This is a genomic window from Usitatibacter palustris (genome assembly GCF_013003985.1).
Classification (GTDB): Bacteria; Pseudomonadota; Gammaproteobacteria; order Burkholderiales; family Usitatibacteraceae; genus Usitatibacter; species Usitatibacter palustris.
Genome location: NZ_CP053073.1, coordinates 370,429 through 396,567 on the forward strand (window position 1 = coordinate 370,429; position 26,139 = coordinate 396,567).

A 26,139-nucleotide genomic window follows, 5' to 3' on the forward strand; every position below is an offset into this window, starting at 1 on the left:
CGTGAAGAAGGTGGCTTGCCCGACTTGCGGGACCCTGGCCCTGTTTTCGCAGGCCAATCCCTGGCGTCCCTTCTGTACCGAGCGTTGCCGCCTGATCGACCTGGGCGCCTGGGCCACCGAGAGCTACGCGATTCCGGCCAAGCCGGGCGAAGACGACCTCCCCGAAAATGACTCGGACCCCGAATCCCGCTAAAATGGCGGGGTTTTCGGCGCGGCACCCTTCGATGGCTCCCTCCGCGGAATCCCCCGCCTTCGTCCACCTCTCGGTTCCCAATCGTTCCCTGGGACCGCGGGAGCGGCGCAGGGCGTTGGTGGCGATCGCGGTGACCACGATGGGGGTTGCGGCCGGTGCCTGGGCCCTCGGGGCCTGGCCCGTGATGCCCTTCGCAGGGATCGAGGTGGCGCTCGTGTGGCTCGCTTTCCATGTGGTGCGCAAGCACGACGGGGATTTCGAGCGGATCGAGATCGACGCGGGCGAAGTCAGGCTGGATGCGTGCGACGCACGCCGGGAATCGCACTTCGTGGCGAACCGGGCGTGGGCGCGAGTGGTTTTGAGGGAGCACGGCGGGCAATGCACGCTGGGGCTCGCATATGCGGGGAAGACAGTGCCGTTGGGGCGGCTCCTGTCTGACGAGGGACGACGCAGGCTCGCGCAGCAGATTCGCGCGTGCATCCCCGTGACGGCAAACTAGGGAATAACGGAAAAAAGGTCTTGGCCATGCCTGTACAACTCAAACGAGCCGCCGCTGCCGCAATCGCAGCGCTCCTGCCGGCTACGTCGTTCGCCGACTACCACGTGGACATCCTGCCGCCGGCTTCGTCCGTCGCGCAGCAGATCTACGACCTGCACTTCGGCATCCTCTGGGTGTGCGTCGCGATCTTCATCATCGTGTTCGGCGCGATGTTCTGGTCGGTGTTCGCACACCGCAAGAGCCGCGGCGCGCAGGCCGCACAGTTCCACGAGAACACCACCATCGAGATCATCTGGACGGTGATTCCGTTCGTGATCCTGATCGGCATGGCGTATCCGGCCACCCGGACGGTGCTCGACATGAAGGACGCGTCGAACCCCGACATGTCCATCAAGGTCACCGCCTACCAGTGGAAGTGGCAGTACGACTACCTCCAGGACGGCGTGAGCTTCTACGCGAACCTCTCGACGCCGCGCGACCAGATCGAGGAATTCGGCGGGCAGAAGGGCGCGAAGAAGAACGCGAACTATTTGCTGGAAGTCGACAACCCCGTCGTCGTTCCCGTCGGCAAGAAGATCCGCCTGCTCATCACCGCGAACGACGTGATCCACGGCTGGTACGTGCCGCAGCTCGGCATCAACCAGTACGGCATCCCGGGCTTCGTGAAGGACGCGTGGTTCAAGGCCGACAAGCCCGGCCGGTATCTCGGCCAGTGCTCGCAGATCTGCGGCAAGGAACACGGCTACATGCCGATCGTGGTCGACGTCGTCTCCGAAGCCGACTACGCGAAGTGGGTGAAGGAAATGAAGGCGAAGATGCCCCCGCCGCCCGCGCCCGTGCAGACCGCTGCCGCCGCGCCCGCTGCCGCGGAAGACCTCACGAAGAAGTGGACTGCCGACGAGCTCAAGGCCGCCGGCGAGAAGGTCTACGCCGCCAACTGCGTCGCCTGCCACCAGGCCACGGGCAAGGGCATGCCGCCCGCGTTCCCGGCGCTCGACGGCTCGAAGGTCGTGCAGGGTCCGAAGGCCGCGCAGGTCGCGACCGTGCTCAAGGGCCGGCCCAACACCGCGATGGCGTCGTTCGCGCACCTGTCGAACACGGACCTCGCGGCAGTGATCACGTACACGCGCACCAGCTGGGGCAACAAGTCCGGCGAAGTGCAGCCTGCTGAAGTGAAGGCGGCGCGCTAGAAGCGCGGCGCATTCGAAACCGAACTGAAGATCAAGCGGAGCACACCATGAGCACTACGACCCACGCTCACGACACCCACGGCCACGGGCACGACGACCATCACCACGGTCCGCCCGCCGGCTTCACGCGCTGGATGTACACCACGAACCACAAGGACATCGGCACGATGTACCTCTGGTTCTCGTTCGTGATGTTCCTCACGGGGGGCTCCATGGCGCTGCTGATCCGCGCCGAGCTCTTCCAGCCCGGCCTGCAGCTCGTCGACCCCGAGTTCTTCAACTCGCTCACCACGGTCCACGGCCTGGTGATGGTGTTCGGCGCGATCATGCCGGCGTTCGTGGGCTTCGCGAACTGGCTGATCCCCATGCAAGTGGGTGCAGCGGACATGGCGTTCCCGCGCATGAACAACTGGAGCTTCTGGCTGCTGATCCCGGCCGCGATCCTCCTGATGAGCTCGTTCTTCGTGCCCGGCGGCGCCGCGGGCTCGGGCTGGACGCTCTACCCGCCGCTGGTGATCCAGCAGGGCATGGCGGTCGACATGACGATCCTCGCCGTCCACATCCTGGGCGCCTCGTCGATCATGGGCTCGATCAACATCATCACGACCATCCTCAACATGCGCGCCCCCGGGATGACGCTGATGAAGATGCCGCTGTTCGTGTGGACGTGGCTCATCACCGCGTATCTCCTGATCGCCGTGATGCCGGTGCTCGCGGGCGCGGTCACGATGCTGCTGACCGACCGCCACTTCGGCACCTCGTTCTTCAACGCGGCCGGCGGCGGCGACCCGACGATGTTCATGCACATCTTCTGGTTCTTCGGCCACCCCGAGGTCTACATCATGATCCTGCCGGCGTTCGGGATCGTCTCGCAGATCATCCCGGCCTTCGCGAGGAAGCCCCTCTTCGGCTACGCGTCGATGGTGTACGCCACGGCGTCGATCGCGATCCTCTCGTTCATCGTCTGGGGCCACCACATGTTCACGGTGGGCATGCCCGCGGCCGGCAACCTGTTCTTCATGTACGCGACGATGCTCATCGCCGTGCCCACGGGCGTGAAGATCTTCAACTGGATCGCCACCATGTGGAAGGGCTCGATGACCTTCGAGACCCCGATGCTGTTCTCGGTGGGTTTCCTGTGCCTCTTCACGATCGGCGGCTTCTCGGGCCTGGTGCTCGCGATCACGCCGGTGGACATCACGCTGCACAACACCTACTACGTGGTGGCGCACTTCCACTACGTGCTCGTGTCGGGCGCGCTCTTCGCGATCATGGCCGGCGTGTACTTCTGGCTGCCCAAGTGGACGGGCCACATGTACAGCGAGGGCCTCGGAAAGCTGCACTTCTGGCTCTCGATGATCGGCTTCAACGTCGCGTTCTTCCCGCAGCACTTCCTGGGCCTCGCGGGCATGCCGCGCCGGATCCCGGACTACGCGCTGCAGTTCACGGAATGGAATGCCATCTCGACGATCGGCGCGTTCATCTTCGGCCTGTCGCAGCTGCTCTTCCTGTACGTGATCGTGAGCTGCATCCGCAGCGGCAAGAAGGCGGAATCGAAGCAGTGGGAAGGCGCGGATTCGCTCGAGTGGACGCACCTGCCCACGCCGCTGCCGTACCACACGTTCGAGACCCAGCCGGTCCTCAAGTAAGACGAGACATGCAGGCGATGCAGAAACCCACGCCCGAACAGCGCCGCAAGGCGATCGTCACGGCGATCGTGCTCGCGGCGATGGTCGTGGGCATCTACGGCGTCTTCATGTTCAAGTTCGTCGCACGCGGATGATGGCTCCCGAAATCACGCTGCAGAACCGCCAGCTCATGGGGAAGCTCCTCGTGATCACGGTGCTCATGCTCGGTTTCGGGTTCGCGATGGTGCCGATGTACCGCCAGATCTGCGAGGCGCTGGGCATCACGCAAAGCCGCACGGTCGGGGCAGTGAATACGCAAGTCGATACGTCGCGCACCGTCTCGGTCGAGATGGTCGCCTCGAGCGCCGCGGGCCTGTCATGGAAGTTCGAGGCGCTCGACCGTACGCTGAAGCTGCACCCGGGCGAGCTCGCCACGGTACGCTACCGCGTGGAGAACACGCTGGGCCGTCCGGTGACGGCCAACGCGAGGATGAGCACCGCCCCGGAAATCGCGGGCCGCTACATCGTGAAGCAGGAGTGTTTCTGCTTCAGCAGCCAGACGCTCGCCGCCGGCGAAGTGCGCGAGATGCCGGTCGTGTTCCGGGTGAGCCCGGATGCGCCCAAGGACATGGACACGGTATCGCTGTCGTACACGTTCTTCGAAGTGAAGGGATAAGTTGAAGGACGCCTTCAAGGCGGTCTTCTGGGGTTTCTTCGGCGTGCGAAAGCGCGACGAATACGAGGCGGATACCAAGCGCCTCACGCCGCAGGTGGTGATCGCGGCGGGTTTGATTTGCGCAGCTGCCTTCGTGCTGCTGCTGTTTGGAATCGTGAAGCTGGTCACAAGATAAAAGGGAGCCTTACGTGAGCAACGCACAACCCGGCGGATATTACTTCGCACCCCCCTCGCACTGGCCCATCGTGGGCTCGGTCGCGCTCTTCTTCCTTGCGGTGGGCGGCGTCCTCCTCATGAACAGCCACGGCGTGGGCTGGATCCCGTTCGCGATCGGCTTCTTCACGCTGGTCTACATGCTCTTCGGCTGGTTCGGCACGGTGATCCGCGAGAGCGAAGGCGGCCTGTTCAACAACCAGGTGGACATGTCGTTCCGCTGGTCGATGAGCTGGTTCATCTTCTCGGAAGTGATGTTCTTCGCCGCGTTCTTCGGCGCTCTGTTCTACGCGCGGGTGTATTCGGTGCCATGGCTGGGCGACGTCGACAACAAGCTGCTCTGGCCGGAATTCGCCGCGCACTGGCCGACGATGGGCCCGTACCGCCCGGCCGAGTTCACGCCGATGGGCGCGTGGGGCATTCCCGCGATCAACACGCTGCTGCTGCTCTCGTCGGGCGTGACCTGCACGTGGGCGCACTGGGCGCTCAAGAAGAACGACCGCGCGAACCTGATCTTCGGCCTGTCGCTCACGATCATCCTGGGCATCATCTTCATGTCGCTGCAGGCCTACGAGTACATGCACGCGTACTCGGACCTGAACCTGAAGCTCACGACGGGTGTCTTCGGCTCGACGTTCTTCATGCTCACCGGCTTCCACGGCTTCCACGTCACGCTCGGCCTCACGATGCTCACGGTGATTCTCTTCCGCAGCGTCGCCGGCCACTTCAAGCCCGACCATCACTTCGCCTTCGAGGCGGTGTCCTGGTACTGGCACTTCGTGGACGTGGTCTGGCTGGGCCTGTTCCTGGTGGTTTACTGGCTGTAGGCCGGTCGCCGCGGCAACAAACCGGGAAAGCCGCACTTCGGTGCGGCTTTTTCGTTTCGAGTCCCTAGCGGGATGCGCCCGGCACGAGGCCGAACCAGTAGGAACCGACGAGGATCGCGAAGATCAACAGTGAGAGCACGATGCGCACGGTGAGGGCGGTGACTGCGCGGTTCGACTGACCCTTGTCCTTGTAGACGAAGAACAGGCCCGCGAAAAGACTCACCAGGACCGCAACGAGCAGGACGATGACGATGATTTTCATGGCGCGACGAGTTTACTCCGCGAAGGGCCCGCGATGCTGACGCTCGGCCGCTGGCGCTTCACGCCCGGCCTCGTGCCCACGCTCGCCGCGGTGGCGATGGTGGCGCTGACGCTTTCGCTGTCGCGCTGGCAGTTCAATCGCGCCGACGAGAAGACCGCGCGCCAGGCGCTGCTCGAAGCGCGCGAACGCGAGCCCGTGTTGTCGCTCGCGGCATCGGGCGCGAGCGCCGAGGCGCTTGTTTATCGCCACGTTCGCGCCGAGGGCACCTACAAACCCGAGGGCCAGGTGTTCATCGACAATCGCCAGCACGCGGGCCGCGCCGGATTCCACGTGATGACGCCGCTGATGCTCGACGGCGGCGGCGCGGTGCTCGTGAACCGCGGGTGGATCGCACGCACGAATGCCTACCCGCAGCCACCGGCCGCGCCCGTTCCCGAAGGACGCATCACGGTGGCGGGCCTCGCATCCATTCCACCGCCGCGCGTGCTCGAGCTCTCGAAGGAGACGATCGCGGGCTCCGTCTGGCAGAACCTCTCGATGGCGCGTTATCGCGAGCTCATGCGCATCGACGCGCTGCCCGTCGTGTTGCTCGCCGAGCCGCCGTCGCCGGGTCTCGTCGCGGTTCACGACAAGCCCGACCTCGGCATCGCCAAGCACCAGGAATACGCGCTCACCTGGCTCGCGCTCGCGACGACCGTGGTCGGGCTCTGGCTCGCGCTGAACCTGAAGAGGCAGCCGCAATGACGTTCGGTCCGCGCGCCAAGCTGCTGCTGATCTTCGCGTTGTTCGCCTCGCCCATCGCGGCCTCGCTGATCGTCTACAACTTCTTCCCGCCCGACAGGCCGACGAGCTACGGCGAGCTGATCGCGCCATCGCCCATCACGACGCAGCCGTTCACGAAGCCCGAGGGCGGGCCGCTCGCGTTCAACGACATGAAGGGCAAGTGGCTGCTCGTCGTTTCCGACTCCGGGGCCTGTCCGGCCGCTTGCGTGGAAAAGCTCACGACGCTTCGGCAGGTGCGCCTGGCACTCGGCCGCAATGCCGATCGCGTCCTGCGCGTGTTCGTCGTCGACGACACGTTGCCGCTGGCACCCGCGGTGCTGGAGCCCTTCGCGGGCACGGTGGTCGCGGTTACCCAGCGCGGCATGGCGCTGCCGCTAGGCCCCGCCAACGACCGTGCATTCGTCTACGTGGTCGATCCGCGGGGCCTCGTCATGATGCGATTCCCCGCAAAGGCCGACCAGGCGCGCATGCTCAAGGATCTGCAGCGCCTCCTGAAGGCCTCCCAGATTGGCTAAAATTACGGGTTCCATGGAACAAACCGCGCATCCTGCCGAGGGATTGGGGCTGCAGTTCTGGCGCCTCATGAAGCCCCGGGTCGTTTCGCTCATCGTCTTCACGGCGGTGATCGGGATGCTGCTCGCAGCCAAGACGGTGCCCCCGCTGCCGCTCATGGGCTGGGCCACGCTGGGCATCGCGCTCGTCGCGGGTGCGGCGGCCGCCTTCAATTGCCTGGTCGAGCAGAAGATCGACGCGGCCATGGCGCGCACGCGCGCTCGACCCAGCGTCATGGGCACGATCACTCAGACGCAAATCCTCATCGGGTCCGGTGGTGTCGGCGGGCTGGGCCTCGCGATCCTCTGGCACGCGGTGAACCCGCTCACCATGTGGCTCACGATGGCGACGTTCGTCGGGTACGCGGTCATCTACACGGTGATCCTCAAGCCCGCGACGCCGCAGAACATCGTGATCGGCGGCGCTTCGGGCGCGATGCCACCGGTGCTCGGATGGGCCGCGATCGCGGGCGAGGTGCCGTACCAGCCGCTGCTGCTCTTCCTCATCATCTTCGCGTGGACGCCGCCGCACTTCTGGGCGCTGGCACTTTATCGCCGCAAGGAATACGAACGCGCCGGCGTGCCGATGCTCCCGGTGACGCACGGCGAAGCGTTCACGCGCCTGCACCTGTTGCTCTACACGCTCATCCTCGTGGCCACGACGCTGCTGCCGTTCGCCACGGGCATGTCGGGCGTGTTCTACCTCGGCATGGCGCTCGTGCTCGATGCCGTCTTCCTGGGCTTCGCGATCGCGATCTGGCGCAAGTACAGCGACGCGCTCGCCAAGCGCACGTTCGCCTATTCGATCTTCTACCTGGCGATGCTCTTCGCGGCGCTGATGGTCGATCACTACCTGCCGTTGTTCGCGTGATGCGCCGCGCCACCGCGTGGGCCGCCCTCGCAACCGCCGCGTTGCTCGCCTTCGGGTGCGACAAGCTCTTCACGCCGGCCGCGGGACCGTTCCACGGTGTAGACGTCACCGGTTCGCCTGCGATGGGCACCGACTTCCGTTTGAAGGATCCCGACGGCAAGGAGCGCACGCTCGCGGATTTTCGCGGCAAGGTGGTCGCGATCTTCTTCGGCTACACGCAGTGCCCGGATTTCTGCCCCACGACGCTCGCCGACTTCGCCAATGCGATGCAGATCCTCGGCGCCGACGCACAGCGGGTACAGGTGATCCTGATCACCGTCGATCCAAAGCGCGACACGCCCGAGCTGCTCAAGCAGTACGTGCCCGCGTTCAACCCGACGTTCCTCGGCCTGTACGGCGATGCGGCGGCAACCGCGAAGGTCACCAAGGACTTCAAGATCTACGTGAATGAACGACCGGGCAGCGCGCCCAATCGCTATCTCGTCGACCATTCGTCGCAGACGCTCGTGTTCGATCCGCAGGGCCGATTGCGCCTGATGATTCCTTACGGGGCGCCGGCCGCGAAGATCGCGAGCGACCTGAAGATCCTGCTCAACTCGTAAGCCGACCCTTTCTTCCCGCGACCTCCGCCATCGATGGGTGGGGTCAACCCGGGGGAGCCCACTACGTCGGGAAGAGGATCGATCTCGCTACTTCATATGTCGCTCGAGATTCCTTGCGCACCGCCGTTCTGCAGCGATCGGTGACACCCCCTCTCGACCCACACCCATCGCTGTCGAAGGTCGCGGGAGGCTTGTGGCATCACCGCTCCGGTGAAGCCCCGTTGATAATTTGATGAGGCAGGCGGTGGCTGGTGCCGCCCTCGTCGATGTACGACCGCGGACATGACTGGCACGCGCTGACAACGTTCGATCAGCGCCGCCCCGCTGTTGGAGACGCCCCGATGGTTCCGGCGCTGAGGCATCGACGAAGGGTTGATCACGAGAGGCCCCCCACCGCTCGCTGCAGGATCGCCGGTGCGCCAGGAATTTCGAGCGCAAGTTTGGGTAGCGAGATCGGCGGCGTTTGATCGAGAGGTTGGGGCCGGCTCGGGATCAACCCTTTGGCGATGGCACCAAACTCAAAAGAAATGAAAAAGCCCGCCGAAGCGGGCTTTCTCATTGATGCGGTTGCCTAGCGGACTTCCGCGAGCTGCACCTTCATCTTCTGCATCGCCTTGGCTTCGATCTGGCGGATGCGCTCGGCGGAGACGCCGAACTCGTCGGCGAGCTCGGTCAGCGTCATCGGGTTGGTCTCGTTGAGCCAGCGCGCGCGGATGATGCGGCGGCTGCGTTCGTCGAGCCCTTCGAGCGCGGCGGTGAGGCCGGCAGTGCGAAGGTTCTCCGACTGCGTGCGCTCCAGCTCCTCGGCCGGCGTCTCGCCCGTGTCCTTGAGGTAGGCGATCGGCGCGTACGACTCTTCGCCGTCATCGACCGTCGGCTCGAGCGGGATATCCGAACCCTGCAGGCGGCTTTCCATCTCGACGACGTCGCTCTCCTTCACGTTGAGAGTCTTCGCGATCTGCTTCACTTCCTTGGGCGAAAGCGTCGCCGACGAAGCCTTCATGCTTCGCAGGTTGAAGAAGAGCTTGCGCTGCGCCTTGGTCGTGGCGACCTTCACCAACCGCCAGTTGCGCAGGATGTATTCGTGGATCTCGGCCTTGATCCAGTGGATCGCGAACGAGGCAAGGCGCACGCCGCGCTCCGGGTCGAAGCGCTTCACCGCCTTCATCAGGCCGATGTTGCCTTCCTGCACGAGGTCCGCCTGGGGCAGGCCGTAGCCCATGTAGTTGCGCGCGACCGAGACCACGAGGCGCAGGTGCGACATCACCATGTCACCGGCGGCCGTCAGGTCGTTCTGGTCCTTGAGCTTCCGGCCGAGTTCAAGTTCGCGCTCGGGCGTCAGCATCGGAATGGCGTTCACGGCCTGGACATAGGACTCCAGGCTGGAAACCGAAACCACTGGAAGGGTCATGCTGGTCATCTCTTTGAGCCTCCTGGGGTTCATTTTAGCACTCGAGGGATTGGAGTGCTAAGGCGCTCAAATGTTCCCGTCAGCGGGTGGCGGCAAATCGCCGCAGCTCCCGTCCGACGGACAGCCAGGCCCCGATCAGGCCGAGGAGGGCCGCCCCCACCGCAATGCCGAGGACGGTCGGGGTGTCCAGAAATACGACTTTAAATTCAGTAGCATAACTGTTAGTAAGGGCTTGCAGTTCGCTGTTCAGCCAGTAGGTCGTGGCCCCGGCCAGGGCCAGCGCGGCCAGGGCAGCCAGGAGACCTTCGAAGACCCCCCGATAGAGGAAGGGGCGCCGGACGTCGGCCGCCGTGGCCCCGATGAGCTGGCTCACCTCGATCTCGGCACGCTGGGTGAGGACCTGGAGCCGGATCAGGTGACCCACGATGAAGATCACCGCCAGCGCCAGGAACGCGGCGACTGCCAATAGCGCCCGGTCGCCGAACTGCACCCATCGGGCCAGGCGTTCCGACCACTCGAAGTCCGCGACCACCTGGTCCACGCGCGGGAGCTTCTGCCATTCGGCTCGAATCGCAGCGAGGCGCGCGCCGTCCGTCGTGCGGGTGCGTACCGTGAAGGCGTGGGGCAGGGGGTTGCGGTCGAGCGTCGCGAGCAGGTCCGCCAGGTGAGTCGTGGCCTTGAGCTCTTCGAGCGCGCGCGTGCGCGGAACGAAGCGAACCGCCGCGGCATCCGGATGGGCCTTCAACGCGGTCTCCACCTTGCGAGCGTCTTCATCGGTCGCATCGAGCGCGAGATAGACGTTCACGTGCGGGTCGGTGTCGAAGCGCGCGGTCGCCGCACCCAGGCTCTTCACCACGACCGCGGCGAGCACCGGCAAGGCGATCGCGATCGCGATGACCAGCACCGCGAGCGCCGTCGCGACCGGATGCGCGGCCAGGCGCGTGAGCGCGGCCACGAGGGCCTGAACGTGCAGTCGGAGCCAGAGCCTCATGCGAGTGCTCCGTCCGCGAGCGCGATGCGCCGGCACGAGAGCCGCTCGAGGCTCGCGGCGTCGTGCGTGGAGACGAGCACGGTCACGCCCACCTGGTTGAACGAGACGAAGAGATCGACGATCGCGCGCGCGTACTCGGGATCGAGGTTGCCCGTGGGCTCGTCGGCGATGAGGATCGCCGGTCGGTTCACGATCGCGCGCGCGATGCAAAGGCGCTGCTGCTCGCCACCGGAGAGCGCGACGGGCATCGCCTTCTCGCGCGCGAGCAGGCCCACCTTGTCGAGGGCGGCGCGCGCGCGGCGCGCGGTTTCCTCGCGCGTGAAACCGGCCACGCGCAGCGGCAGCGCGGCGTTCTCGAAGGCGTTGCGGTCGAAGAGCAGCTTGTGGTCCTGGAAGACGAAGCCGATGCGCCGGCGCAGCACCGCGAGTGCGGTCTCCCCGAGGGCGGCGAGATTCTGGCCATGGACCACGACGCTGCCGCGCGTGGCGCGCTCGATGCCCGCCGCGAGCTTGAGCAGCGTGGACTTGCCCGCGCCCGAGTGACCGGTGACCGCGATCATTTCGCCCGCGCCGATCTCGCACGTCACGTCACGCAGCGCCTCGCGGCCGCCGGGATAGCGCTTCACGACTGACGAAAAGAGGATCACGCGAAAATGGCCTCGACGAACTCCGCCGCGCGGAAGGGCCGCAAGTCGTCGGGCTGCTCGCCCACGCCGATGAAGCGGATCGGCACCGGACGATCGAGCGCGATCGAGGCGACGGCGCCGCCCTTGGCGGTTCCGTCGAGCTTGGTGACGATGAGGCCGGTGAGGCCGAGCGCGTCGTCGAAGCTCTTCACCTGCTGGACCGCGTTCTGGCCGGTGTTCGCGTCGATCACGAGCCAGGTTTCGTGGGGGGCCGAGGCATCGGCCTTCGCGATGACGCGCTTCACCTTCTTGATTTCATCCATCAGGTGCGCCTGCGTCGGCAGGCGGCCGGCGGTGTCGGCGAGGACGATGTCGATGTTGCGCGCGCGGGCCGACTGCACCGCATCGAAGATCACGGCCGCCGAATCACCGCCCACCTGCGAAATCACCGTGACGCCGTGACGCGCGCCCCATTCGGCGAGCTGCTCGCGGGCCGCGGCACGGAAGGTGTCGCCCGCGGCAAGAAGTACCGTGCGGCCCTGCGACTGGAAGAGATGCGTGAGCTTCGCGATCGTGGTGGTCTTGCCCGCGCCATTCACGCCGGCGAGCAGGATCACGAAGGGCTTGGGAAGGGTCTCGGGCAGGGCGAGCTCGAGGGGCACGAGCCGCGCGACCAGCGCCGCCTTCAATTCCGATTCGAGGGCGGCGCCATCCTCGATGCGCTTGTCGCGCGCGACGCGCCGCAAGTCCTCGATCAGCGCGTGCGCGGCGCCTGCGCCGATATCGGCCGCGATGAGCTGCGTTTCGAGCGCTTCGAAGAGCGCTTCATCGACCTTCGGGCGCGTGCGCAGGAGGGTTGCAACGCCCTTCAGGCGTGCGCCGGTGAGCGCGAGGCCAAGCTTTAGGCGCGCTTTCCAGTCGAGGGCGGGGGATTTTTGCTGCGGGTCGGGCACAAAATATTCTACGGTATTATCGATTGCAGAATGACCGCCCGAAACCGCGTGCGCATCATCGGCGGCGACTGGCGCAGTCGCATCGTTCGCTTTCCCGATGCCGCGGGCCTTCGCCCGACCCCCGATCGCGTGCGCGAAACCCTTTTCAACTGGCTCGGCCAGAGGCTCGACGGCCTCGCATGCCTCGATCTATTCGCGGGCAGCGGCGCGCTCGGCTTCGAGGCTTTGTCGCGAGGCGCTTCGCGCGTGGTGATGGTCGAGCGCGACCGCGCCACGTGCGCGGCACTTCGGACCAATGGCACGGCCCTGGGGGCGAGCAATCTCGAGGTGATCGAGGGCGACGGCCTTGCCTGGCTCGCCCGGGCGCGAGAATCCTTCGACTGTGTCTTCCTCGATCCGCCGTACGCGAGCGACCTCGCCGTGCGTTCGCTCGCCGCCTTGCCGGCGCGCCTCAACCCCGGGGCGAGGGCTTACGTGGAAAGCGCCGACGCGCTCGATCCGGGCGCCCCGTGGCATTTGTTGCGCGAAGGGCGCGCGGGCGCGGTACGCTTCGCCTTGTACGAACTCGAACCGTCCTCCGAGAACGCCCATGAATAGCAAGCGCGCGGTCTATCCCGGCACCTTCGATCCGATCACCAACGGGCATGAAGACCTCATCGTGCGCGCCGCGCGCCTCTTCGAGACGGTGATCGTCGGCGTGGCCCACAGCCAGGCCAAGCGCCCGTTCTTCTCGCTCGACGAGCGCGTGCGCATTGCCAAGGAAGTCCTCGCACCCCTGACCAACGTGAAGGTGCTGGGCTTCACGGGCCTCCTTTCCGAGTTCGTGAAGGAGCAGGACGCGGGCGTGATCCTGCGCGGCCTGCGCGCCGTCTCGGACTTCGAATACGAGTTCCAGCTCGCGGGCATGAACCGCCGCCTAGCGCCCGGTGTCGAAACGTTGTTCCTCACACCCTCGGACAAATACCTGTTCCTCTCGGCCACGATCGTGCGCGAGATCGCCGTGCTCGGCGGCGACGTGTCGGCGTTCGTGCATCCGGTCACCGTCGCGCGCATGCAAGAGAAGATCGGCAAGTCGCAAGACTAGGAATCACCCCATGTCCCTGATGATCACGGACCAGTGCATCAACTGCGATGTCTGCGAGCCGGAGTGCCCGAACCAGGCGATCTCCGCGGGCGTGGAGATCTACGTGATCGACCCGAAGCGCTGCACGGAATGCGTGGGCCACTTCGAGAAGCCGCGCTGCGTGGAGGTTTGCCCCGTCGATTGCATCCCGCTCGACCCGGCGTACGTGGAAACGCGCGAGCAGTTGCTCGCCAAGTACACGCAACTCACGGCGGAAAAAGCGCCTTCCTAGGCGAGCGAGGGGTCGCGCTCGACGTCGAGCAGTTGCAGCAGCCGGTCGCGCTTGGCTTCCCACTGCTTCGCCTGCGCCTCGACATCCTTCACGATCGCTTCGAGCTCACTCACGCGCACGACGAGGTCCGTTTCCGCGTTCTGGATGCGGCCCATGCCTTCGATGCGCATGTTGGTCTGGTCCTGGAACGCCTGCAGCTGCGTATCGAGCGGCCGGATGAACGCATTCATCCACGAGCGCACCTCGCGGTCGGCGATCTCGAAGACGTTGATGACCTTGAGCGCCACCGTGTCGAAGAAGATCGCGCCCAGGGTCTTCCGGCGGCGGATGATGAGGCTCGTCGCGTTGCGGAAGTCGCGCGTGCAATGCTCTTCGAGGCGGTCGAGCTCGACCGCGAAACGGTTGGTCGCGAACGGCGGCGCCTCGACGGTGCCCATGCCGTAGTCCTCGCGGAAACGCTGGCTCACGGTCGTCATCATCTTCTCGACCTCGCCGATCACTTCGACCGCGCGCGCGAGCTTGCCGCGCGATTCGCGGAAGTAGCCATCGAGCGCGCCGCCAATGTCACCGGAGAAGCGCGCGGAGAGCACGGCTGAACGCGCCTTCATGCCGGCGGCTCGCGCGGCCTGGGGATCGAGCACGCGCGTGAGCTCCTCGGCATAACGGTTGTGCACCGAGCGAAGGCCCGCGAGCACCTGGCGCGCATCCTCGATGCGGCCGCGTTCCTGGTTGGCCTTGCGTGCGAGCGTCTCGACGAGCTTCTGGTTCTTGCCCTGGAGCGCGTTGAGTTCCTGGAGCTGGCCCGACGCGAAAGCGCGCCGGCTCTCGAGGAGGCCTTCCGTTTCGGCCAGCACCGCGCGTGTTTCCGCGCCCACGGCCGTCGCGTGGTCGTGGCGGCGGCGGCGCAGCAGGCCCTGCGAGAGAGATTGCTCGAGGCGATAGAGGCGGCTTCGCATCAGGCCGTCGCGGTCGCCGGCCATGCGCGCGGCAAGCCCCTGGCGCGCCGAGAGCGCGAAGATCCGCGTGGGATCGACGCCGAGCTGGTCGGCCGTCGCGCGCACGCGCCGATCGATCTCCGACAGCACTTCCGCCTCGCCGCGCCCGCCCTCGCGCAGCGAATCGATCTTGTTGAGCACGATGAAGCGAGTGTGCGATTCGTGGCCGATCGGCGCGATGTGCTCGCCCCAGAGGGCGCAGTCGTCGGGTGTCGCGCCGGTCTCGGCCGAAACCATGAAGACGATCGCATCGGCGTCGGGCACGCGATTGAGCGTGAGCTCGGGTTCAGCCGAAAGTGTCGCGAGCCCGGGTGTATCGAGGATCGCAAGCCCGCTCTTGAGCAGCGGGTGCGGGAAGTTGACGACGGCATAGCGCCAGCGCGGGACGGCCATGCGTCCGGCGCCCGCGGAATCGAACCCGAGGTTCGCGGCCTCGGCGGCGGTGACCTGCTGCGACTCCGAGAGCACTTCGAAGGCGGCCGCGAGGCTCGAGGGATCGGCCGGGTCGAGCGCGATTTCCTTCCACGTCGAGGATTGCGCCAGGTGCTCGCGCAACGACATCTCGCCCTCGCGCGTCTCGATCGGCAGCACGCGGATCGAGGGCGGCCGCGATGGGTCGTGGAGGATCTCGGTGGCGCAAAGCGTGGTGCGGTCCTTGCCCGCGGGCAGCAGGCGGGCGCCGAGGTCCGCGAAGAAGAGCGCGTTGATCAGCTCGCTCTTGCCGCGCGAGTACTCGGCCACGAAGGCGATGGTCAGGCGCTCGGCGGCGAGGCGGCGCTCGAGGTGCGCGAAGCGCGCCGCGGTCTGCTCGTCGATCAGGCGGGCGACGAGGGCCCAGCGGCGGTAGTCCGCGAGCCAAGCGGACGCGGCATCGCGCCACTCGCGCAGTTCCGAGAGGCTCGTTTCGAAGGGGCGGCTGCCGACGTACCAGCTGCCCGTGGAGTTCAGTGTTGACATGCGGGGCAATAGTACGTGGCCCGGGCGCCTTGGCGCATCGTCTTGATCAATGTTCCGCAGGAACGGCAGGGCTCCCCGGCGCGGTCGTAGACGGCCACTTCGAACTGGAAACCCCCCGCCTGTCCGTCGGCCGATGCGTAGTCGCGCAGCGTCGTGCCGCCCGCCCGCAACGCCCGGTTAAGGGTCTCGCGCACGGACGTCGCGAGCCGGTCCCAGCGTTCGCCCGAAATGCGCCCGGCCGCACGGGTCGGATGGATGCCCGCGTGGAACAGCGCTTCGCTCGCATAGATGTTGCCCACGCCCGTCACGATGCGCCCATTCATGAGGAACTGCTTCACGGCCACCTGTCGACCGCGGGCGCGCTGGGCGAGGGCCGCACCGGTGAACTCGGGCTCGAGCGGTTCGAGGCCGAGTCCCGCGAGCAATGCATGGCGTTCGGCGGGACTCTTCAGCCAGAGCATCGCGCCGAAGCGCCGCGGGTCCGTGAGGCGCAGCGCCTGGTTGCCTTCGAACCGCAGGTCGATGTGGTCGTGCGTTTGCGGCGGGCGATCGGCGGGCACGAGCGTGAGGCGACCGGACATGCCCAGGTGCACGAGCAGGTGGCCCTGCGCGCAATCGAACAGCAAGTACTTGCCCTTGCGCCGGATCGCGAGGATCTCGACATCGCGCAGGCGTGCGGCGAGATCGCGCGGAACGGGCCAGCGAAGCCGCGGATTGCGCACGATCACCTCGCGGATCGTGCGGCCCACCACGTGGGGCAGCAATCCGCGGCGCGTCGTCTCGACTTCGGGCAGTTCGGGCATCGGGAATATTTCGGTGACGGGCGCGGAAACGAATCGGCGCGGAAAGGCTCTATCATAGGGGCTTGCGAATTCCTTGACGGGCCCGTCGGGAGAAACGTGATGGCGGGAATGCACTGGTTGCGGTTTTGCGCGGCGACATCGTTCGTCGTGATGGCGTTCGCCGCGACGGCAGCGCCGCCGGTGCCGGTTCCGATCCCGGCCGATGAGCCGGACTATCCCGTCGATGCGGTCCACGAGCTGCTGGTCGCGGAGTTTGCCGTGCAGCGCGGCGACACCGAAGTCGCGCTTGCCATCTACAACAAGATTGCCCGCGAGTATCGCGATCCGGCGGTCGCGCGCCGCGCCGTGGAGACCGCCATTCGCGCGCGCGCCTTCGGCCCCGCGCTCGATGCCTCCGCGCTCCTGCTCGAGCTCGATCCCGACGCGAACCTCGCCCGCGAAATCATCGCCTCGCTGCTCGCGAACGAAGGACCGCTCGAGAAATCGCGCGTCACCGTCGCGGGCCTGCTCCAGCGCAGCAAGGATCCGGCCGCGCTCCTCATCCAGATGTCGAACTTCTTCGCGAAGTATCCCGACAAGGTCGCGGTCCTCGAAGCCACCAAGGGCCTCGTGCAGCCGTACTCGAAGCTTCCCGAATCCCACTACGCGATCGGCGTCGCGGCGCTGCTTGCCGAACAGACTGATCTCGCGCTCACCGAAGCGCGGGCTGCCGCGGCAGCGCGACCCGGCTGGCCGCAGGCTGCCATCCTCGAAGTCCAGATCCTGCGCAAGGCCGAACCCGCGCGCGTGATCCCGCATTACCAGGAATTCCTCGCGAAGTACCCGGACTCGCGCGAGGTGCGCCAGCAACTGGGCCGCGAGCTCGCCGGCGAACGCCGCAATGCCGAGGCGCGCGACCAGTTTCGCGCCGCCGAGAAGCTGGCGCCCACCGAGCCGCAGGCCGCGTATGCGATCGGCCTGCTTTCGCTGCAGCTCGAGGATTGGGCCGATGCCGAAGTCGCGTTCCAGCGCGCGATCGACCATGGTTTCCGCGACCCCGGTGCCGCCTACCTCGGCCTGGGTGCGGCGGCCGAAGGGCAGAAGCGCTACGAGGACGCGATCAGCTGGTACCGCCGCGTCGAATCGTCCGACTGGATGCGCGCGCAGCTGAAGATCGCCACGCTCATCGCGAAGCAGAATGGCCTCGCCGCCGGCCGCGAATACCTGCAGAAGATCGATCCGCGCACGACCGAAGATCGCATCCAGATGATCCAGGTCGAAGCGCAGCTCCTGCGCGACGCGAAGGCCTGGAAGGACACCTACGATCTCCTCGATCGTTCGGTGAAGGAGTATCCGGATTCCTTCGAGCTTCTCTACGACCGCGCGATGGCCGCCGACCGCATCAACCGGCTCGATGTCGTCGAGCAGGACCTGCGCCGCGTGATCAAGATGAAGCCCGACTACGCGCACGCATACAACGCGCTGGGCTACACGCTCGCGGAGAAGACCAATCGCCTCACGGAAGCGAAGGCACTCATCGACCAGGCGCTCAAGCTCTCGCCCGACGATCCCTTCATCATCGACAGCCTGGGCTGGGTGCACTACCGCCTGGGCAATATCGACGAAGCCGTGAAGCATCTGCAGGCGGCGTACAACGCCCGTCCCGATCCGGAGATCGCCGCGCACCTGGGCGAAGTGCTCTGGAAGGCCGGCAAGCACGACGAAGCGCAGAAGATCTGGCGCACGGCGCTCAACGAAAACCCGGATCACGAAGTGCTGCTCGCCGTGATCCAGAAGTTCAAGCCCTGACCGCGCTTCGCTTCCTCCTCGCGCTGGCGCTGGCGGGTTGCGCCACGCCCGCCGCGCTCACGCCGCCTGACCTGGGTTCGGTTCCCGCTGCTTTCGAGATGGCCGGCCGCATCTCGGTGCGCCAGGGCCAGAGCGGAGAGATCGCGCGCCTGCGCTGGACGCATCGCGGGACCTCGGACATCTGGGTCGTGTCTTCGCCAGTGGGCAACGAAGTCGCGCGCATCGATTCGAACACGCAGGGCGCGCGCCTCACGCGCGCCGATGCGATCCCCATGGAAGCCGAAAGCTTCGCCGCGCTCACCGAGAATCTCCTGGGCGCGCGCCTCGAACCGGCCGACATGGCGCGCTGGCTGCACGGCGAGCCCGCATCTCGCGACGCGGCCGGCTGGCAGGTGAGCATCGACGAATCCCAGCCCGCGGGCCGCGTGCAACTCGCGCGCCGCATCACCGCCACTCGCGGGGACGTCGTCGTGAAGCTCGTGGTCGACGACTACCGCGTGCTGGAGTAGCCGTGCAGCTCGACGGCCCTGACTTCCTCGCGCCCGCGAAGCTGAATCTCTTCCTGCATGTCATCGGTCGCCGCGCCGATGGCTACCACCTGCTGCAGAGCGCGTTCACCCTGATCGATCACGCCGATCGCTTGCGCTTCCGGATCCGCGACGACGGCGCCATCCACCGCGTGAACGCGGTGGCGGGTGTTCCCGAGGAGGAAGACCTCGCGATCCGCGCCGCCCGCCTGCTACAGGCGTCATCCGGAACCGGGCTGGGGGCCGACATCGAGCTCGAAAAGCGCATTCCCATGGGGGGCGGGCTGGGGGGCGGAAGCTCGGATGCGGCCACGGTCCTCCTCGCCCTCGACCGCCTCTGGGGGACGAACCTGGGCAGGCCGCGCCTGAGGGAGCTGGGCGCCCAATTGGGGGCCGATATCCCGTTCTTCATCTTCGGGCGGGCGGCCTGGGTCGAGGGAGTCGGCGACGTCCTGAGGCCCCTGGAGGTACCCCCGCGTTGGTACGTGGTCCTGGTCCCCCCGACCCTGGTCCCCACCCCTGAAATCTTCCGGGCTCCAGAATTGACCCGAAACACCGAAGCCCTTAAAATAGAAGACTTTTCAGCGCGTCTGGCGGGTCAAAAGCTTCGCAACGACCTGCAGCCGGTTGTCCTTTCGCGATATCCCGAAGTGCGCCGCCATCTCGAATGGCTCGCGAGCCAGGGCGAGGCGCGGATGACAGGGTCCGGAGGATGCGTCTTCGCGGGGTACGATTCCCGCGAGCAAGCCGAACGCGCGCTGGCTGCGCGGCCGGCCTCGATGCAGGGATTTGTCGCCCGGGGAATCGAGCAGCATCCGCTGGGCGCAGAGTAACGGGACTCCACAGGGGAGTAGCCAAGTTGGTTAAGGCACCGGATTTTGATTCCGGCATGCGAGGGTTCGAATCCTTCCTCCCCTGCCACGAATTGCAGCATTGCCCAGGGGACGAGTGAGCCATGGCCTTCGACAACCTGATGGTGTTCACGGGGAATGCGACCCCGAAGCTCGCGCAGGAAGTCGCGCGCAAGCTGAACGTCACGCTGGGCAAGGCGACCGTCGCGAAGTTCAGCGACGGCGAGATCATGGTCGAGTTGCTGGAGAACGTCCGCGGCAAGGACTGCTTCATCCTCCAGTCGACCTGCGCGCCGACCAATGATCACTTGATGGAAGTGTTGATCATGGCCGATGCACTGCGGCGATCGAGTGCCGCGAGGATCACGGCGGCGTTGCCGTATTTCGGCTACGCGCGCCAGGACCGCCGTCCGAGGAGCGCACGCGTTGCGATCTCGGCCAAGGTGGTCGCGAACATGTTGACGGTCGCTGGCGTGGACCGCGTGCTGACGATGGACCTGCACGCCGACCAGATCCAGGGGTTCTTCGACCGGCCGGTGGACAACGTCTATGCGACGCCCATCCTGCTGGGAGACCTGTGGAAGCACGGGTACAAGAACCAGGTGGTGGTTTCGCCGGACGTCGGCGGCGTGGTGCGGGCGAGGGCGATCGCGAAGCGGCTGGAAAGCGACCTCGCGATCATCGACAAGCGGCGCCCGCGGCCCAATGTCGCGACGGTGATGAACATCATCGGCGACGTGAACGGACGCACGTGCGTGATCATGGATGACATGGTCGACACCGCGAACACGCTGTGCGAAGCAGCGAAGGCGTTGAAGGAGCAGGGCGCGATCCGCGTGGTCGCGTATTGCACGCACCCGGTGCTTTCGGGGCCCGCGATCAGCCGGATCGAGAATTCGGTGCTCGACGAGCTGGTGGTGACGGACACCATCCCGCTCAAGCCGGAAGCCGAGGCGTGCAAGAAGATCCGCCAGATCAGCGTCGCGGGATTGCTGGCGGAGACGATGCGAAGAATTTGTGAGGAGAGCTCGGTGAGCTCTCTGTTCGTGGAGTAGTCGCAGTACTAACCATGCAGCGAGTCTGGTCGCGGACCGTTGCAGCAAACTGGAGAAGTTAACCGTGAAGATCACTGTCAAAGCCGAAACGCGGAGCGTTCAGGGCACGGGTGCGAGCCGCCGCCTGCGCCGCGATTCGTTGGTACCGGGCGTGCTGTATGGCGCCGGCAAGGACGCCGTGCAGCTCCAGCTCGACCACAAGACCCTGTGGTTCCAGCTGAAGAACGAAGCCTTCCACGCTTCCATCCTCGACATCGAGGCGGGCAGCGAGAAGACGCAATGCCTGCTGCGCGATTACCAGATGCACCCGTTCCGTCCGATCATCCTGCACGTGGACTTCCAGCGCGTCGCCGCGGACAAGAAGATCCACATGAAGGTCCCGCTGCACTTCGTGAACGCCGAGATTTCCCCGGGCGTGAAGGGCGCGGGCGGCATCGCGCAGCACATCATGATCGAGCTCGAGATTTCGTGCCTGCCCAAGGACCTGCCGGAGTTCATCACGGTGGACCTCAAGGATCTCCAGGCGGGCCACTCGCTGCACCTTTCGGGGCTCACGCTCCCGGCGGGCGTGGAAGCCGTGGGTCACAAGGGCGAAGACCCGACCGTCGCGACCATCGTGATCCCGAAGGTGATGACCGCGGACGAGGAAGCTGCCGAAGCCGCAGCCGCCGCCGCAGTCTCGGCCGCGGATGTCCCGACGCTTGCCCAGAAGTCGCCCGAGGAAATTGCCGCCGAACAGGCTGCGAAGGACTCGAAGGGTGGCGGCGGCAAGGACAAGGACAAGAAGTAAGGCCTCCGGCCTGCCGAAAGCAATCGCGCCCGCCGGTAACCCCGGCGGGCGTTTTGTTTCAACGCCTGTTTGATTGAGGACGCCTGTCCAACAATGGACCCTATTCGACTCATCGTCGGGCTCGGCAATCCGGGCCGCGAGTACGAACGCACGCGCCACAACGCGGGCTTCTGGTGGGTCGATGCGATCGCCGAGAGCAAGCGCACCGATTGGAAGAAGGAAACGAAGTTCGCGGGGCACACGGCGAAAGTCGAGGAGGGCGGCCGCGATTTCTGGCTGCTCAAGCCCGCGACGTACATGAACGAGTCGGGGCGCAGCGTGGCCGCGCTCATGCGCTTCTACCGGATCGAGCCGGGTGAATTGCTCGTCGTGCACGATGAGCTCGATCTGCCGCCGGGCACCATCCGCCTGAAGAAGGGCGGGGGCACCGGCGGCCACAATGGCCTCACCGACATCGGTGAGGTGCTGGGCACGAAGGATTTCTGGCGCCTGCGCATCGGCATCGGCCATCCGGGCGACAAGGATCGCGTGCCCGACTACGTGCTCGAGAAGGCGCGTCGCGAAGAGCAGGCGATGATCGATCCCGCCTTCGACCGCAGCCTCGAACTGCTCACGCGCCTCACGACCGGACGCCTCCAGGACGCCATGTCGTGGCTGCACACCTCCCCCGAGGACGAAGCCAAACGCAAGGCCGCGCTCGAAGCGCGCGCCATGAACAAGGAACCGAAGCAATGAGTCTGCAATGCGGCATCGTGGGGCTTCCCAACGTCGGCAAGTCGACGCTCTTCAACGCGCTCACCAAGGCGGGCATCGCGGCCGAGAACTATCCGTTCTGCACGATCGAGCCCAACGTGGGCGTGGTCGAGGTACCTGATCCGCGCCTGAAGCAGCTCGCTTCGATCGACAAGCCGCTCAAGGTGATCCCGGCGATCGTCGAGTTCGTGGACATCGCGGGCCTGGTCGCCGGCGCGTCGAAGGGCGAAGGCCTCGGCAACCAGTTCCTCGCCAACATCCGCGAGACGCATGCCATTGCGAACGTGGTGCGCTGCTTCGAAGACGGCAACGTGATCCACGTGAACAACAAGGTCGATCCGATCGCCGACATCGAGGTGATCCACACGGAGCTGGCACTCGCCGACATGCAGTCGATCGAGAAGGCCAAGCACCGCTTCGGCAAGACCCTGCGCTCGGGCGACAAGGAAGCGATGAAGATGGTCCCGCTGCTCGAGCGCGTGGAAAAGTCGCTCGACGGCTTTCATCCGGTGCGCGCGATGGGTCTCACGGCCGACGAGCTCGCGATGCTCCGGCCGCTGCAGCTGCTCACCGCGAAGCCTGCGCTCTACATCGCCAACGTGGGCGAGCACGGCTTCAAGGACAACCCGCTCCTCGAGCGCGTGAAGGAATACGCGAAGAAGGAAGGCGCGCCGGTCGTGGCCGTGAGCGCGAAGCTCGAAGCGGAAATCGCCGACCTCTCCGAAGAGGAGAAGGAGCTGTTCCTCTCCGACATGGGCATGACCGAGCCGGGACTCGATCGCGTGATCCACGCGACCTACGACCTGCTCGGCCTGCAGACGTACTTCACCGCGGGCGAGAAGGAAGTGCGCGCCTGGACCATCCACAAGGGCGACACCGCCCCGCAGGCCGCGGGCGCGATCCACACCGACTTCGAGAAGGGCTTCATCCGTGCCGAAGTGATCGCCTTCGACGAGTACGTGCGCCTTGGCGGCGAAGCCAAGTCCAAGGAGGCAGGCAAGATGCGCCTCGAGGGCAAGGAATACGTCGTGAAGGATGGCGACGTGATGCACTTCCGCTTCAACGTCTGACCCGGCTAGGGCATCATCGCGGGATGAATTCATTCATCCCGTCGCTCACGTGGCTGCGGTCCTACCAGGGACCGTGGCTCAAGGCCGACGTCGCCGCAGGGCTCACCGCCGCGGCGATCGTCATTCCGAAGGCGATGGCCTACGCGACCATCGCGGGGCTGCCGGTGCAAGTGGGCCTCTACACCGCCTTCGTGCCGATGATCATCTACGTGCTGCTCGGCACGTCGAACACGCTCAGCGTTTCCTCCACGACGACGATCGCGATCCTCACAGGCGCCGCGTTGGGCGAGATCGCGCAGGCGCAGCCGGGCACGAGCCTCATGACCGCGACCGCAACGCTGGGCATCCTCGTCGGCGCGATCCTCATCGCCGCGCGCGTGCTGCGCCTGGGCTTCGTCGCGAATTTCATTTCCGATCCCGTGCTCACCGGCTTCAAGGCCGGCATCGGGCTCGTGATCGTCGTGGACCAGTTGCCCAAGCTCCTCGGCGTGAAGATCCACAAGGAAGGTTTCTTCCACGACGTGGCCGCGATCTTCGCGAAGCTGCCCGACGCATCGACACCCACCATCGCAATCGCGGTGGCGACGTTCGTCATCATCATCGTCTTCGAGAAGTTCGTTCCGCGCGCGCCCGCGCCGCTCGTGGCCGTGGGAGGCGGTGTCGCCGCGTCCATCCTGCTTGCGCTCGAGTCGCGCGGCGTGAGCCTCGTCGGCGCGATCCCCGGCGGGCTTCCGGCCCTCACGTTGCCCGACCAGTCACTCGTGCTGCAGCTCTGGCCCGCGGCCCTGGGCATCGCGCTCATGAGCTTCACCGAGACGATCGCGGCGGGACGCGCCTTCGTGCGGAAAGGCGATCGACGCCCGGACGCAGGCCAGGAACTGGTGGCGACCGGCGCGGGCAACGCGGTGGGCGCCTTCTTCGGCGCGATGCCCTCGGGCGGCGGCACGTCGCAGTCGAACGTGAACCTGGTTGCTGGAGCGCGCACGCAGGCCGCGCAGTTCGTCACGGCGTTGACCACGCTCGCGACGATGCTGTTCCTCGCTCCCGTGATGGCGGCCATTCCGAACGCGACGCTCGCGGCCGTGGTGATCGCCTACTCGGTGGGACTCATCAGCCCGGCCGACATCGCGGCAATCCGCCGCGTGCGCACGCTCGAATTCCGCTGGGCCATCGCGGCCTTCGCAGGTGTGGTGCTGCTCGGCACGCTCAAGGGAATCCTCGTTGCCGTCGTGCTCTCGATGGCGAGCCTGCTCATGCTCGCGAACAACCCGGCCGTGCGCATCCTCGCGCGCGTGCCCGGCACGAAGGGCTGGCGTCCCCGCACTGACGAGCATCCCGAGTACGAAGCGCTTCCGGGCCTGCTCGTCATGCGGCCCGAAGGCCGCATCTACTTCGGCAATGCATCCGTCGTCGGGGAGAAGCTGAATGCCGCTGTCGTCGCGGAGAAGCCCACGGTCCTCCTGATTGACGGCAGCGCAGTCCCCGGTTTCGAATACACCGCGCTCAACATGTTCGTCGACGGAGACGCGCGCCTGCACGAGCAAGGTGTCGAGATGTGGCTCGCCGAGCTCAATCCGGAAGGCCTCGATCTCGTGCGCCGCTCGGCGCTGGGCGAGCGCCTGGGCGAAGCGCGCATGTTCCGGACGGTGGAAGAAGCCGTCGATGCTTACCTCAAGCGGAGAGCTGCATGAGCAATGAAAAGCCCCGGCGCGAGCCGATCCTCGATCCGATCGAACGCGTCTCGGAGATGTGCTTCGGTCTCTTCATGGCGCTCACGTTCGTGGGCGCGGTGTCGGTTGCGACCGGCGGGCGCGACGAGGGCCGCATGATGCTCGCCGCGGCGCTGGGCTGCAATCTCGCCTGGGGGCTCGTCGACGCGGTGATGTATCTCGTGCGGACGATCACCAATCGCGGGCGCGAACGCAACCTTGCGATCGCCGCGCACGATGCGCCCGGTGGCGGCGCGCTCGCGGTCCCCGAGCGCCCGCGCCTCGAAATGCGCGACTACACCGGCGCGGTGGGCATCTTCTTCATCGTCGTACTCTCCACGTTCCCGGTCGCGCTGCCCTTCGTGCTGATGTCGAACATGGCCAACGCGCTCCTCGTCTCGCGCATCCTTTCGCTCGCGATGCTCTTCGGCGGCGGTATCGCGCTGGGGCGCTACGCGGGATACGGCGGATACAAGGCGGGCTTCACGCTGATGGGCGTGGGCATGTTCCTCACGGCCGCGATCATCGCGCTCGGCGGATGAGGGCCGCGGCGATCTTCGCAGCGGCGTTCGGGTGCGCGGTGGTTTGCGTGCAAGCCCAGGAACCCGCGCAACCTTCGGGCCGGCGCGCTGCCCGCCCCAATCTTCCCGACTGGGAGTTCGCGACCACCGGCTACTGGAACGCGCCGCGCGGGGGCGACGACTACGGTTCCGCGATCCTCGCCGCCAATCGCGGCCCGCTGCACCTGGAGGCCCGCTTCAACTACGAAGCCGTGCACGCGCAGTCGGCGTTCGTGGGCTGGACTTTTTCGGGCGGCAAGGGCGTGGAGTGGGAGTTCACGCCGATCCTCGGCGCGGTCACCGGTGCGACGAAAGGCCCCATCGCCGGATTCGAGGGTTCGATCGCCGGCGATCGCTGGGACTTCTACATCGAGGCCGAGTACGTGCGCGACCGCAGCGACGAGACCTCGAGCTACACATACGCGTGGAGCGAACTTGGGTTTCGCCCCGCGCCGTGGCTGCGCGTGGGCCTCGTCGCGCAACGCACGCGGGCGTTCGGAGGCGACCGCGACCTGCAGCGCGGCGGCCTCGCGCAATTCACGCACGGGTCGTTCACGCTGGGCGCGTACTGGTTCAACCCGGGTTCTTCCGACCAGGTCGTCATCGTGTCTGTAGGCGCGACCTTCTAGATCCTGCAACGTGCCTGACAA

At 66.3% G+C, this 26,139-nt stretch carries 33 protein-coding genes and 1 tRNA gene; 26 read left to right on the plus strand and 8 right to left on the minus strand.

Annotated elements, in window-relative coordinates:
• The first annotated feature begins 1 nt into the window (after position 1).
• The 8 genes from DSM104440_RS02090 to DSM104440_RS02120 are packed head-to-tail and all read left to right on the plus strand — an operon-like array spanning position 2 to position 5,226.
• Positions 2 to 193 carry a DNA gyrase inhibitor YacG gene (locus DSM104440_RS02090; protein WP_246212076.1) on the plus strand — a complete coding sequence of 64 codons (192 nt, stop codon included), beginning with the start codon at positions 2 to 4 and terminating at the stop codon, positions 191 to 193.
• A 31-nt stretch (positions 194 to 224) separates the two neighbouring features.
• The gene (locus DSM104440_RS02095) at positions 225 to 692 is read left to right on the plus strand and encodes a DUF2244 domain-containing protein (RefSeq protein WP_171160353.1); all 468 of its coding nucleotides are present in this window, start codon (positions 225 to 227) and stop codon (positions 690 to 692) included.
• Positions 693 to 718: 26 nt separating this feature from the next.
• Positions 719 to 1,882: a cytochrome c oxidase subunit II gene (gene coxB / locus DSM104440_RS02100; protein ID WP_171160354.1), complete on the plus strand. Its 1,164-nt coding sequence runs from the start codon at positions 719 to 721 to the stop codon at positions 1,880 to 1,882.
• Between the two features lie 47 nt (positions 1,883 to 1,929).
• Positions 1,930 to 3,531, plus strand: coding sequence for a cytochrome c oxidase subunit I (ctaD, locus tag DSM104440_RS02105; protein WP_171160356.1), 1,602 nt, complete (start codon positions 1,930 to 1,932; stop codon positions 3,529 to 3,531).
• Positions 3,532 to 3,539: 8 nt separating this feature from the next.
• Entirely contained in the window at positions 3,540 to 3,665 is a 126-nt protein-coding gene (locus DSM104440_RS19455; RefSeq protein WP_281357022.1) for a hypothetical protein, read from the plus strand.
• Positions 3,662 to 4,186 carry a cytochrome c oxidase assembly protein gene (locus DSM104440_RS02110; protein ID WP_246212077.1) on the plus strand — a complete coding sequence of 175 codons (525 nt, stop codon included), beginning with the start codon at positions 3,662 to 3,664 and terminating at the stop codon, positions 4,184 to 4,186. Before DSM104440_RS19455 ends, DSM104440_RS02110 begins: the two co-directional genes overlap by 4 nt.
• Before the next feature lies 1 nt (position 4,187).
• Entirely contained in the window at positions 4,188 to 4,361 is a 174-nt protein-coding gene (locus DSM104440_RS02115; RefSeq protein ID WP_171160359.1) for a DUF2970 domain-containing protein, read from the plus strand.
• A 13-nt stretch (positions 4,362 to 4,374) separates the two neighbouring features.
• Complete coding sequence (locus DSM104440_RS02120) at positions 4,375 to 5,226, plus strand: cytochrome c oxidase subunit 3 (RefSeq protein ID WP_171160361.1); 852 nt, start codon at positions 4,375 to 4,377, stop codon at positions 5,224 to 5,226.
• A gap of 64 nt (positions 5,227 to 5,290) precedes the next feature.
• On the opposite strand, the gene DSM104440_RS02125 is transcribed toward DSM104440_RS02120, so the two are convergent.
• The gene (locus DSM104440_RS02125) at positions 5,291 to 5,488 is read right to left on the minus strand and encodes a twin transmembrane helix small protein (RefSeq protein WP_171160363.1); all 198 of its coding nucleotides are present in this window, start codon (positions 5,486 to 5,488) and stop codon (positions 5,291 to 5,293) included.
• 33 nt (positions 5,489 to 5,521) lie between these two features.
• On the opposite strand from DSM104440_RS02125, the gene DSM104440_RS02130 reads away from it, so the two are divergent.
• The 4 genes from DSM104440_RS02130 to DSM104440_RS02145 are packed head-to-tail and all read left to right on the plus strand — an operon-like array spanning position 5,522 to position 8,295.
• On the plus strand, positions 5,522 to 6,232 hold the full coding sequence (locus DSM104440_RS02130; RefSeq protein ID WP_171160365.1) for an SURF1 family protein: 711 nt from the start codon (positions 5,522 to 5,524) through the stop codon (positions 6,230 to 6,232).
• Positions 6,229 to 6,786 (plus strand): SCO family protein, encoded by a 558-nt coding sequence (locus DSM104440_RS02135; RefSeq protein ID WP_171160367.1) that lies wholly within the window; start codon positions 6,229 to 6,231, stop codon positions 6,784 to 6,786. Before DSM104440_RS02130 ends, DSM104440_RS02135 begins: the two co-directional genes overlap by 4 nt.
• 13 nt (positions 6,787 to 6,799) lie before the next feature.
• A complete protein-coding gene (gene cyoE, locus DSM104440_RS02140) occupies positions 6,800 to 7,693 on the plus strand; it encodes a heme o synthase (RefSeq protein ID WP_171160369.1) in 894 nt (297 codons plus the stop codon).
• Positions 7,693 to 8,295 (plus strand): SCO family protein, encoded by a 603-nt coding sequence (locus DSM104440_RS02145; RefSeq protein ID WP_171160371.1) that lies wholly within the window; start codon positions 7,693 to 7,695, stop codon positions 8,293 to 8,295. Before cyoE ends, DSM104440_RS02145 begins: the two co-directional genes overlap by 1 nt.
• 376 nt (positions 8,296 to 8,671) lie before the next feature.
• On the opposite strand, the gene DSM104440_RS02150 is transcribed toward DSM104440_RS02145, so the two are convergent.
• The 5 genes from DSM104440_RS02150 to ftsY all read right to left on the minus strand — a co-directional run bounded on the left by DSM104440_RS02150 (position 8,672) and on the right by ftsY (position 12,276).
• A complete protein-coding gene (locus DSM104440_RS02150; RefSeq protein WP_171160373.1) occupies positions 8,672 to 8,854 on the minus strand; it encodes a hypothetical protein in 183 nt (60 codons plus the stop codon).
• 12 nt (positions 8,855 to 8,866) lie between these two features.
• Entirely contained in the window at positions 8,867 to 9,715 is an 849-nt protein-coding gene (gene rpoH, locus DSM104440_RS02155; protein ID WP_171160375.1) for an RNA polymerase sigma factor RpoH, read from the minus strand.
• Positions 9,716 to 9,785: 70 nt separating this feature from the next.
• Entirely contained in the window at positions 9,786 to 10,697 is a 912-nt protein-coding gene (gene ftsX / locus DSM104440_RS02160; protein WP_171160376.1) for a permease-like cell division protein FtsX, read from the minus strand.
• On the minus strand, positions 10,694 to 11,344 hold the full coding sequence (locus DSM104440_RS02165; RefSeq protein WP_171160378.1) for a cell division ATP-binding protein FtsE: 651 nt from the start codon (positions 11,342 to 11,344) through the stop codon (positions 10,694 to 10,696). The genes ftsX and DSM104440_RS02165 overlap by 4 nt, the downstream gene beginning before the upstream one ends.
• Positions 11,341 to 12,276 carry a signal recognition particle-docking protein FtsY gene (gene ftsY, locus DSM104440_RS02170; RefSeq protein WP_246212078.1) on the minus strand — a complete coding sequence of 312 codons (936 nt, stop codon included), beginning with the start codon at positions 12,274 to 12,276 and terminating at the stop codon, positions 11,341 to 11,343. The genes DSM104440_RS02165 and ftsY overlap by 4 nt, the downstream gene beginning before the upstream one ends.
• Before the next feature lie 30 nt (positions 12,277 to 12,306).
• Here ftsY and rsmD point away from each other — a divergent pair, with 30 nt between their 5' ends.
• Genes rsmD through DSM104440_RS02185 form a run of 3 tightly spaced genes read left to right on the plus strand, consistent with a single transcriptional unit; the run spans position 12,307 to position 13,631 of the window.
• Positions 12,307 to 12,873: a 16S rRNA (guanine(966)-N(2))-methyltransferase RsmD gene (rsmD, locus tag DSM104440_RS02175; protein WP_171160380.1), complete on the plus strand. Its 567-nt coding sequence runs from the start codon at positions 12,307 to 12,309 to the stop codon at positions 12,871 to 12,873.
• On the plus strand, positions 12,866 to 13,360 hold the full coding sequence (gene coaD / locus DSM104440_RS02180) for a pantetheine-phosphate adenylyltransferase (RefSeq protein WP_171160382.1): 495 nt from the start codon (positions 12,866 to 12,868) through the stop codon (positions 13,358 to 13,360). Before rsmD ends, coaD begins: the two co-directional genes overlap by 8 nt.
• A gap of 10 nt (positions 13,361 to 13,370) precedes the next feature.
• Complete coding sequence (locus DSM104440_RS02185) at positions 13,371 to 13,631, plus strand: YfhL family 4Fe-4S dicluster ferredoxin (protein WP_171160384.1); 261 nt, start codon at positions 13,371 to 13,373, stop codon at positions 13,629 to 13,631.
• Here DSM104440_RS02185 and DSM104440_RS02190 read toward each other — a convergent pair.
• Together DSM104440_RS02190 and mutM are read right to left on the minus strand one after the other, a co-directional pair.
• A complete protein-coding gene (locus DSM104440_RS02190; RefSeq protein ID WP_171160386.1) occupies positions 13,628 to 15,583 on the minus strand; it encodes a dynamin family protein in 1,956 nt (651 codons plus the stop codon). The two genes, DSM104440_RS02185 and DSM104440_RS02190, sit on opposite strands and share 4 nt — an antisense overlap.
• Complete coding sequence (mutM, locus tag DSM104440_RS02195) at positions 15,571 to 16,386, minus strand: bifunctional DNA-formamidopyrimidine glycosylase/DNA-(apurinic or apyrimidinic site) lyase (protein WP_171160388.1); 816 nt, start codon at positions 16,384 to 16,386, stop codon at positions 15,571 to 15,573. The genes DSM104440_RS02190 and mutM overlap by 13 nt, the downstream gene beginning before the upstream one ends.
• Positions 16,387 to 16,485: 99 nt before the next feature.
• Here mutM and DSM104440_RS02200 point away from each other — a divergent pair, with 99 nt between their 5' ends.
• The 11 genes from DSM104440_RS02200 (at position 16,486) to DSM104440_RS02250 (ending at position 26,118) form a co-directional block, all read left to right on the plus strand.
• Positions 16,486 to 18,174, plus strand: coding sequence for a tetratricopeptide repeat protein (locus tag DSM104440_RS02200; protein WP_171160389.1), 1,689 nt, complete (start codon positions 16,486 to 16,488; stop codon positions 18,172 to 18,174).
• A gap of 98 nt (positions 18,175 to 18,272) precedes the next feature.
• Entirely contained in the window at positions 18,273 to 18,683 is a 411-nt protein-coding gene (locus DSM104440_RS02205; RefSeq protein WP_171160391.1) for an outer membrane lipoprotein LolB, read from the plus strand.
• Between the two features lie 2 nt (positions 18,684 to 18,685).
• Positions 18,686 to 19,534, plus strand: coding sequence for a 4-(cytidine 5'-diphospho)-2-C-methyl-D-erythritol kinase (gene ispE / locus DSM104440_RS02210; protein ID WP_171160392.1), 849 nt, complete (start codon positions 18,686 to 18,688; stop codon positions 19,532 to 19,534).
• Between the two features lie 11 nt (positions 19,535 to 19,545).
• Positions 19,546 to 19,622 (plus strand) — tRNA-Gln (locus DSM104440_RS02215).
• 34 nt (positions 19,623 to 19,656) lie between these two features.
• On the plus strand, positions 19,657 to 20,607 hold the full coding sequence (locus tag DSM104440_RS02220; RefSeq protein WP_171160393.1) for a ribose-phosphate pyrophosphokinase: 951 nt from the start codon (positions 19,657 to 19,659) through the stop codon (positions 20,605 to 20,607).
• A gap of 64 nt (positions 20,608 to 20,671) precedes the next feature.
• Entirely contained in the window at positions 20,672 to 21,397 is a 726-nt protein-coding gene (locus tag DSM104440_RS02225) for a 50S ribosomal protein L25/general stress protein Ctc (RefSeq protein WP_171160394.1), read from the plus strand.
• Between the two features lie 93 nt (positions 21,398 to 21,490).
• A complete protein-coding gene (gene pth / locus DSM104440_RS02230) occupies positions 21,491 to 22,132 on the plus strand; it encodes an aminoacyl-tRNA hydrolase (protein ID WP_171160395.1) in 642 nt (213 codons plus the stop codon).
• Positions 22,129 to 23,220 carry a redox-regulated ATPase YchF gene (ychF, locus tag DSM104440_RS02235; RefSeq protein WP_171160396.1) on the plus strand — a complete coding sequence of 364 codons (1,092 nt, stop codon included), beginning with the start codon at positions 22,129 to 22,131 and terminating at the stop codon, positions 23,218 to 23,220. The genes pth and ychF overlap by 4 nt, the downstream gene beginning before the upstream one ends.
• A 23-nt stretch (positions 23,221 to 23,243) precedes the next feature.
• Complete coding sequence (locus tag DSM104440_RS02240) at positions 23,244 to 24,911, plus strand: SulP family inorganic anion transporter (protein ID WP_171160397.1); 1,668 nt, start codon at positions 23,244 to 23,246, stop codon at positions 24,909 to 24,911.
• Positions 24,908 to 25,471: a hypothetical protein gene (locus DSM104440_RS02245; RefSeq protein ID WP_171160398.1), complete on the plus strand. Its 564-nt coding sequence runs from the start codon at positions 24,908 to 24,910 to the stop codon at positions 25,469 to 25,471. Before DSM104440_RS02240 ends, DSM104440_RS02245 begins: the two co-directional genes overlap by 4 nt.
• Entirely contained in the window at positions 25,468 to 26,118 is a 651-nt protein-coding gene (locus DSM104440_RS02250) for a hypothetical protein (RefSeq protein WP_171160399.1), read from the plus strand. The genes DSM104440_RS02245 and DSM104440_RS02250 overlap by 4 nt, the downstream gene beginning before the upstream one ends.
• Positions 26,119 to 26,139: the final 21 nt, after the last annotated feature.

Excerpts from the sequence above, each read along its gene's own strand:
- DSM104440_RS02095 (WP_171160353.1), top strand. The coding sequence starts at position 225 with ATGGCTCCCTCCGCGGAATCCCCCGCCTTCGTCCACCTCTCGGTTCCC.
- coxB (WP_171160354.1), top strand. The coding sequence starts at position 719 with ATGCCTGTACAACTCAAACGAGCCGCCGCTGCCGCAATCGCAGCGCTC.
- ctaD (WP_171160356.1), top strand. The coding sequence starts at position 1,930 with ATGAGCACTACGACCCACGCTCACGACACCCACGGCCACGGGCACGAC.
- DSM104440_RS19455 (WP_281357022.1), top strand. The coding sequence starts at position 3,540 with ATGCAGGCGATGCAGAAACCCACGCCCGAACAGCGCCGCAAGGCGATC.
- DSM104440_RS02110 (WP_246212077.1), top strand. The coding sequence starts at position 3,662 with ATGATGGCTCCCGAAATCACGCTGCAGAACCGCCAGCTCATGGGGAAG.
- DSM104440_RS02125 (WP_171160363.1), bottom strand. The coding sequence starts at position 5,488 with ATGAAAATCATCGTCATCGTCCTGCTCGTTGCGGTCCTGGTGAGTCTT.
- DSM104440_RS02130 (WP_171160365.1), top strand. The coding sequence starts at position 5,522 with ATGCTGACGCTCGGCCGCTGGCGCTTCACGCCCGGCCTCGTGCCCACG.
- DSM104440_RS02135 (WP_171160367.1), top strand. The coding sequence starts at position 6,229 with ATGACGTTCGGTCCGCGCGCCAAGCTGCTGCTGATCTTCGCGTTGTTC.
- cyoE (WP_171160369.1), top strand. The coding sequence starts at position 6,800 with ATGGAACAAACCGCGCATCCTGCCGAGGGATTGGGGCTGCAGTTCTGG.
- DSM104440_RS02145 (WP_171160371.1), top strand. The coding sequence starts at position 7,693 with ATGCGCCGCGCCACCGCGTGGGCCGCCCTCGCAACCGCCGCGTTGCTC.
- DSM104440_RS02150 (WP_171160373.1), bottom strand. The coding sequence starts at position 8,854 with ATGAGAAAGCCCGCTTCGGCGGGCTTTTTCATTTCTTTTGAGTTTGGT.
- rpoH (WP_171160375.1), bottom strand. The coding sequence starts at position 9,715 with ATGACCAGCATGACCCTTCCAGTGGTTTCGGTTTCCAGCCTGGAGTCC.
- ftsX (WP_171160376.1), bottom strand. The coding sequence starts at position 10,697 with ATGAGGCTCTGGCTCCGACTGCACGTTCAGGCCCTCGTGGCCGCGCTC.
- rsmD (WP_171160380.1), top strand. The coding sequence starts at position 12,307 with ATGACCGCCCGAAACCGCGTGCGCATCATCGGCGGCGACTGGCGCAGT.
- coaD (WP_171160382.1), top strand. The coding sequence starts at position 12,866 with ATGAATAGCAAGCGCGCGGTCTATCCCGGCACCTTCGATCCGATCACC.
- DSM104440_RS02185 (WP_171160384.1), top strand. The coding sequence starts at position 13,371 with ATGTCCCTGATGATCACGGACCAGTGCATCAACTGCGATGTCTGCGAG.
- DSM104440_RS02190 (WP_171160386.1), bottom strand. The coding sequence starts at position 15,583 with ATGTCAACACTGAACTCCACGGGCAGCTGGTACGTCGGCAGCCGCCCC.
- mutM (WP_171160388.1), bottom strand. The coding sequence starts at position 16,386 with ATGCCCGAACTGCCCGAAGTCGAGACGACGCGCCGCGGATTGCTGCCC.
- DSM104440_RS02200 (WP_171160389.1), top strand. The coding sequence starts at position 16,486 with ATGGCGGGAATGCACTGGTTGCGGTTTTGCGCGGCGACATCGTTCGTC.
- DSM104440_RS02205 (WP_171160391.1), top strand. The coding sequence starts at position 18,273 with ATGGCCGGCCGCATCTCGGTGCGCCAGGGCCAGAGCGGAGAGATCGCG.
- DSM104440_RS02220 (WP_171160393.1), top strand. The coding sequence starts at position 19,657 with ATGGCCTTCGACAACCTGATGGTGTTCACGGGGAATGCGACCCCGAAG.
- pth (WP_171160395.1), top strand. The coding sequence starts at position 21,491 with ATGGACCCTATTCGACTCATCGTCGGGCTCGGCAATCCGGGCCGCGAG.
- ychF (WP_171160396.1), top strand. The coding sequence starts at position 22,129 with ATGAGTCTGCAATGCGGCATCGTGGGGCTTCCCAACGTCGGCAAGTCG.
- DSM104440_RS02240 (WP_171160397.1), top strand. The coding sequence starts at position 23,244 with ATGAATTCATTCATCCCGTCGCTCACGTGGCTGCGGTCCTACCAGGGA.
- DSM104440_RS02245 (WP_171160398.1), top strand. The coding sequence starts at position 24,908 with ATGAGCAATGAAAAGCCCCGGCGCGAGCCGATCCTCGATCCGATCGAA.
- DSM104440_RS02250 (WP_171160399.1), top strand. The coding sequence starts at position 25,468 with ATGAGGGCCGCGGCGATCTTCGCAGCGGCGTTCGGGTGCGCGGTGGTT.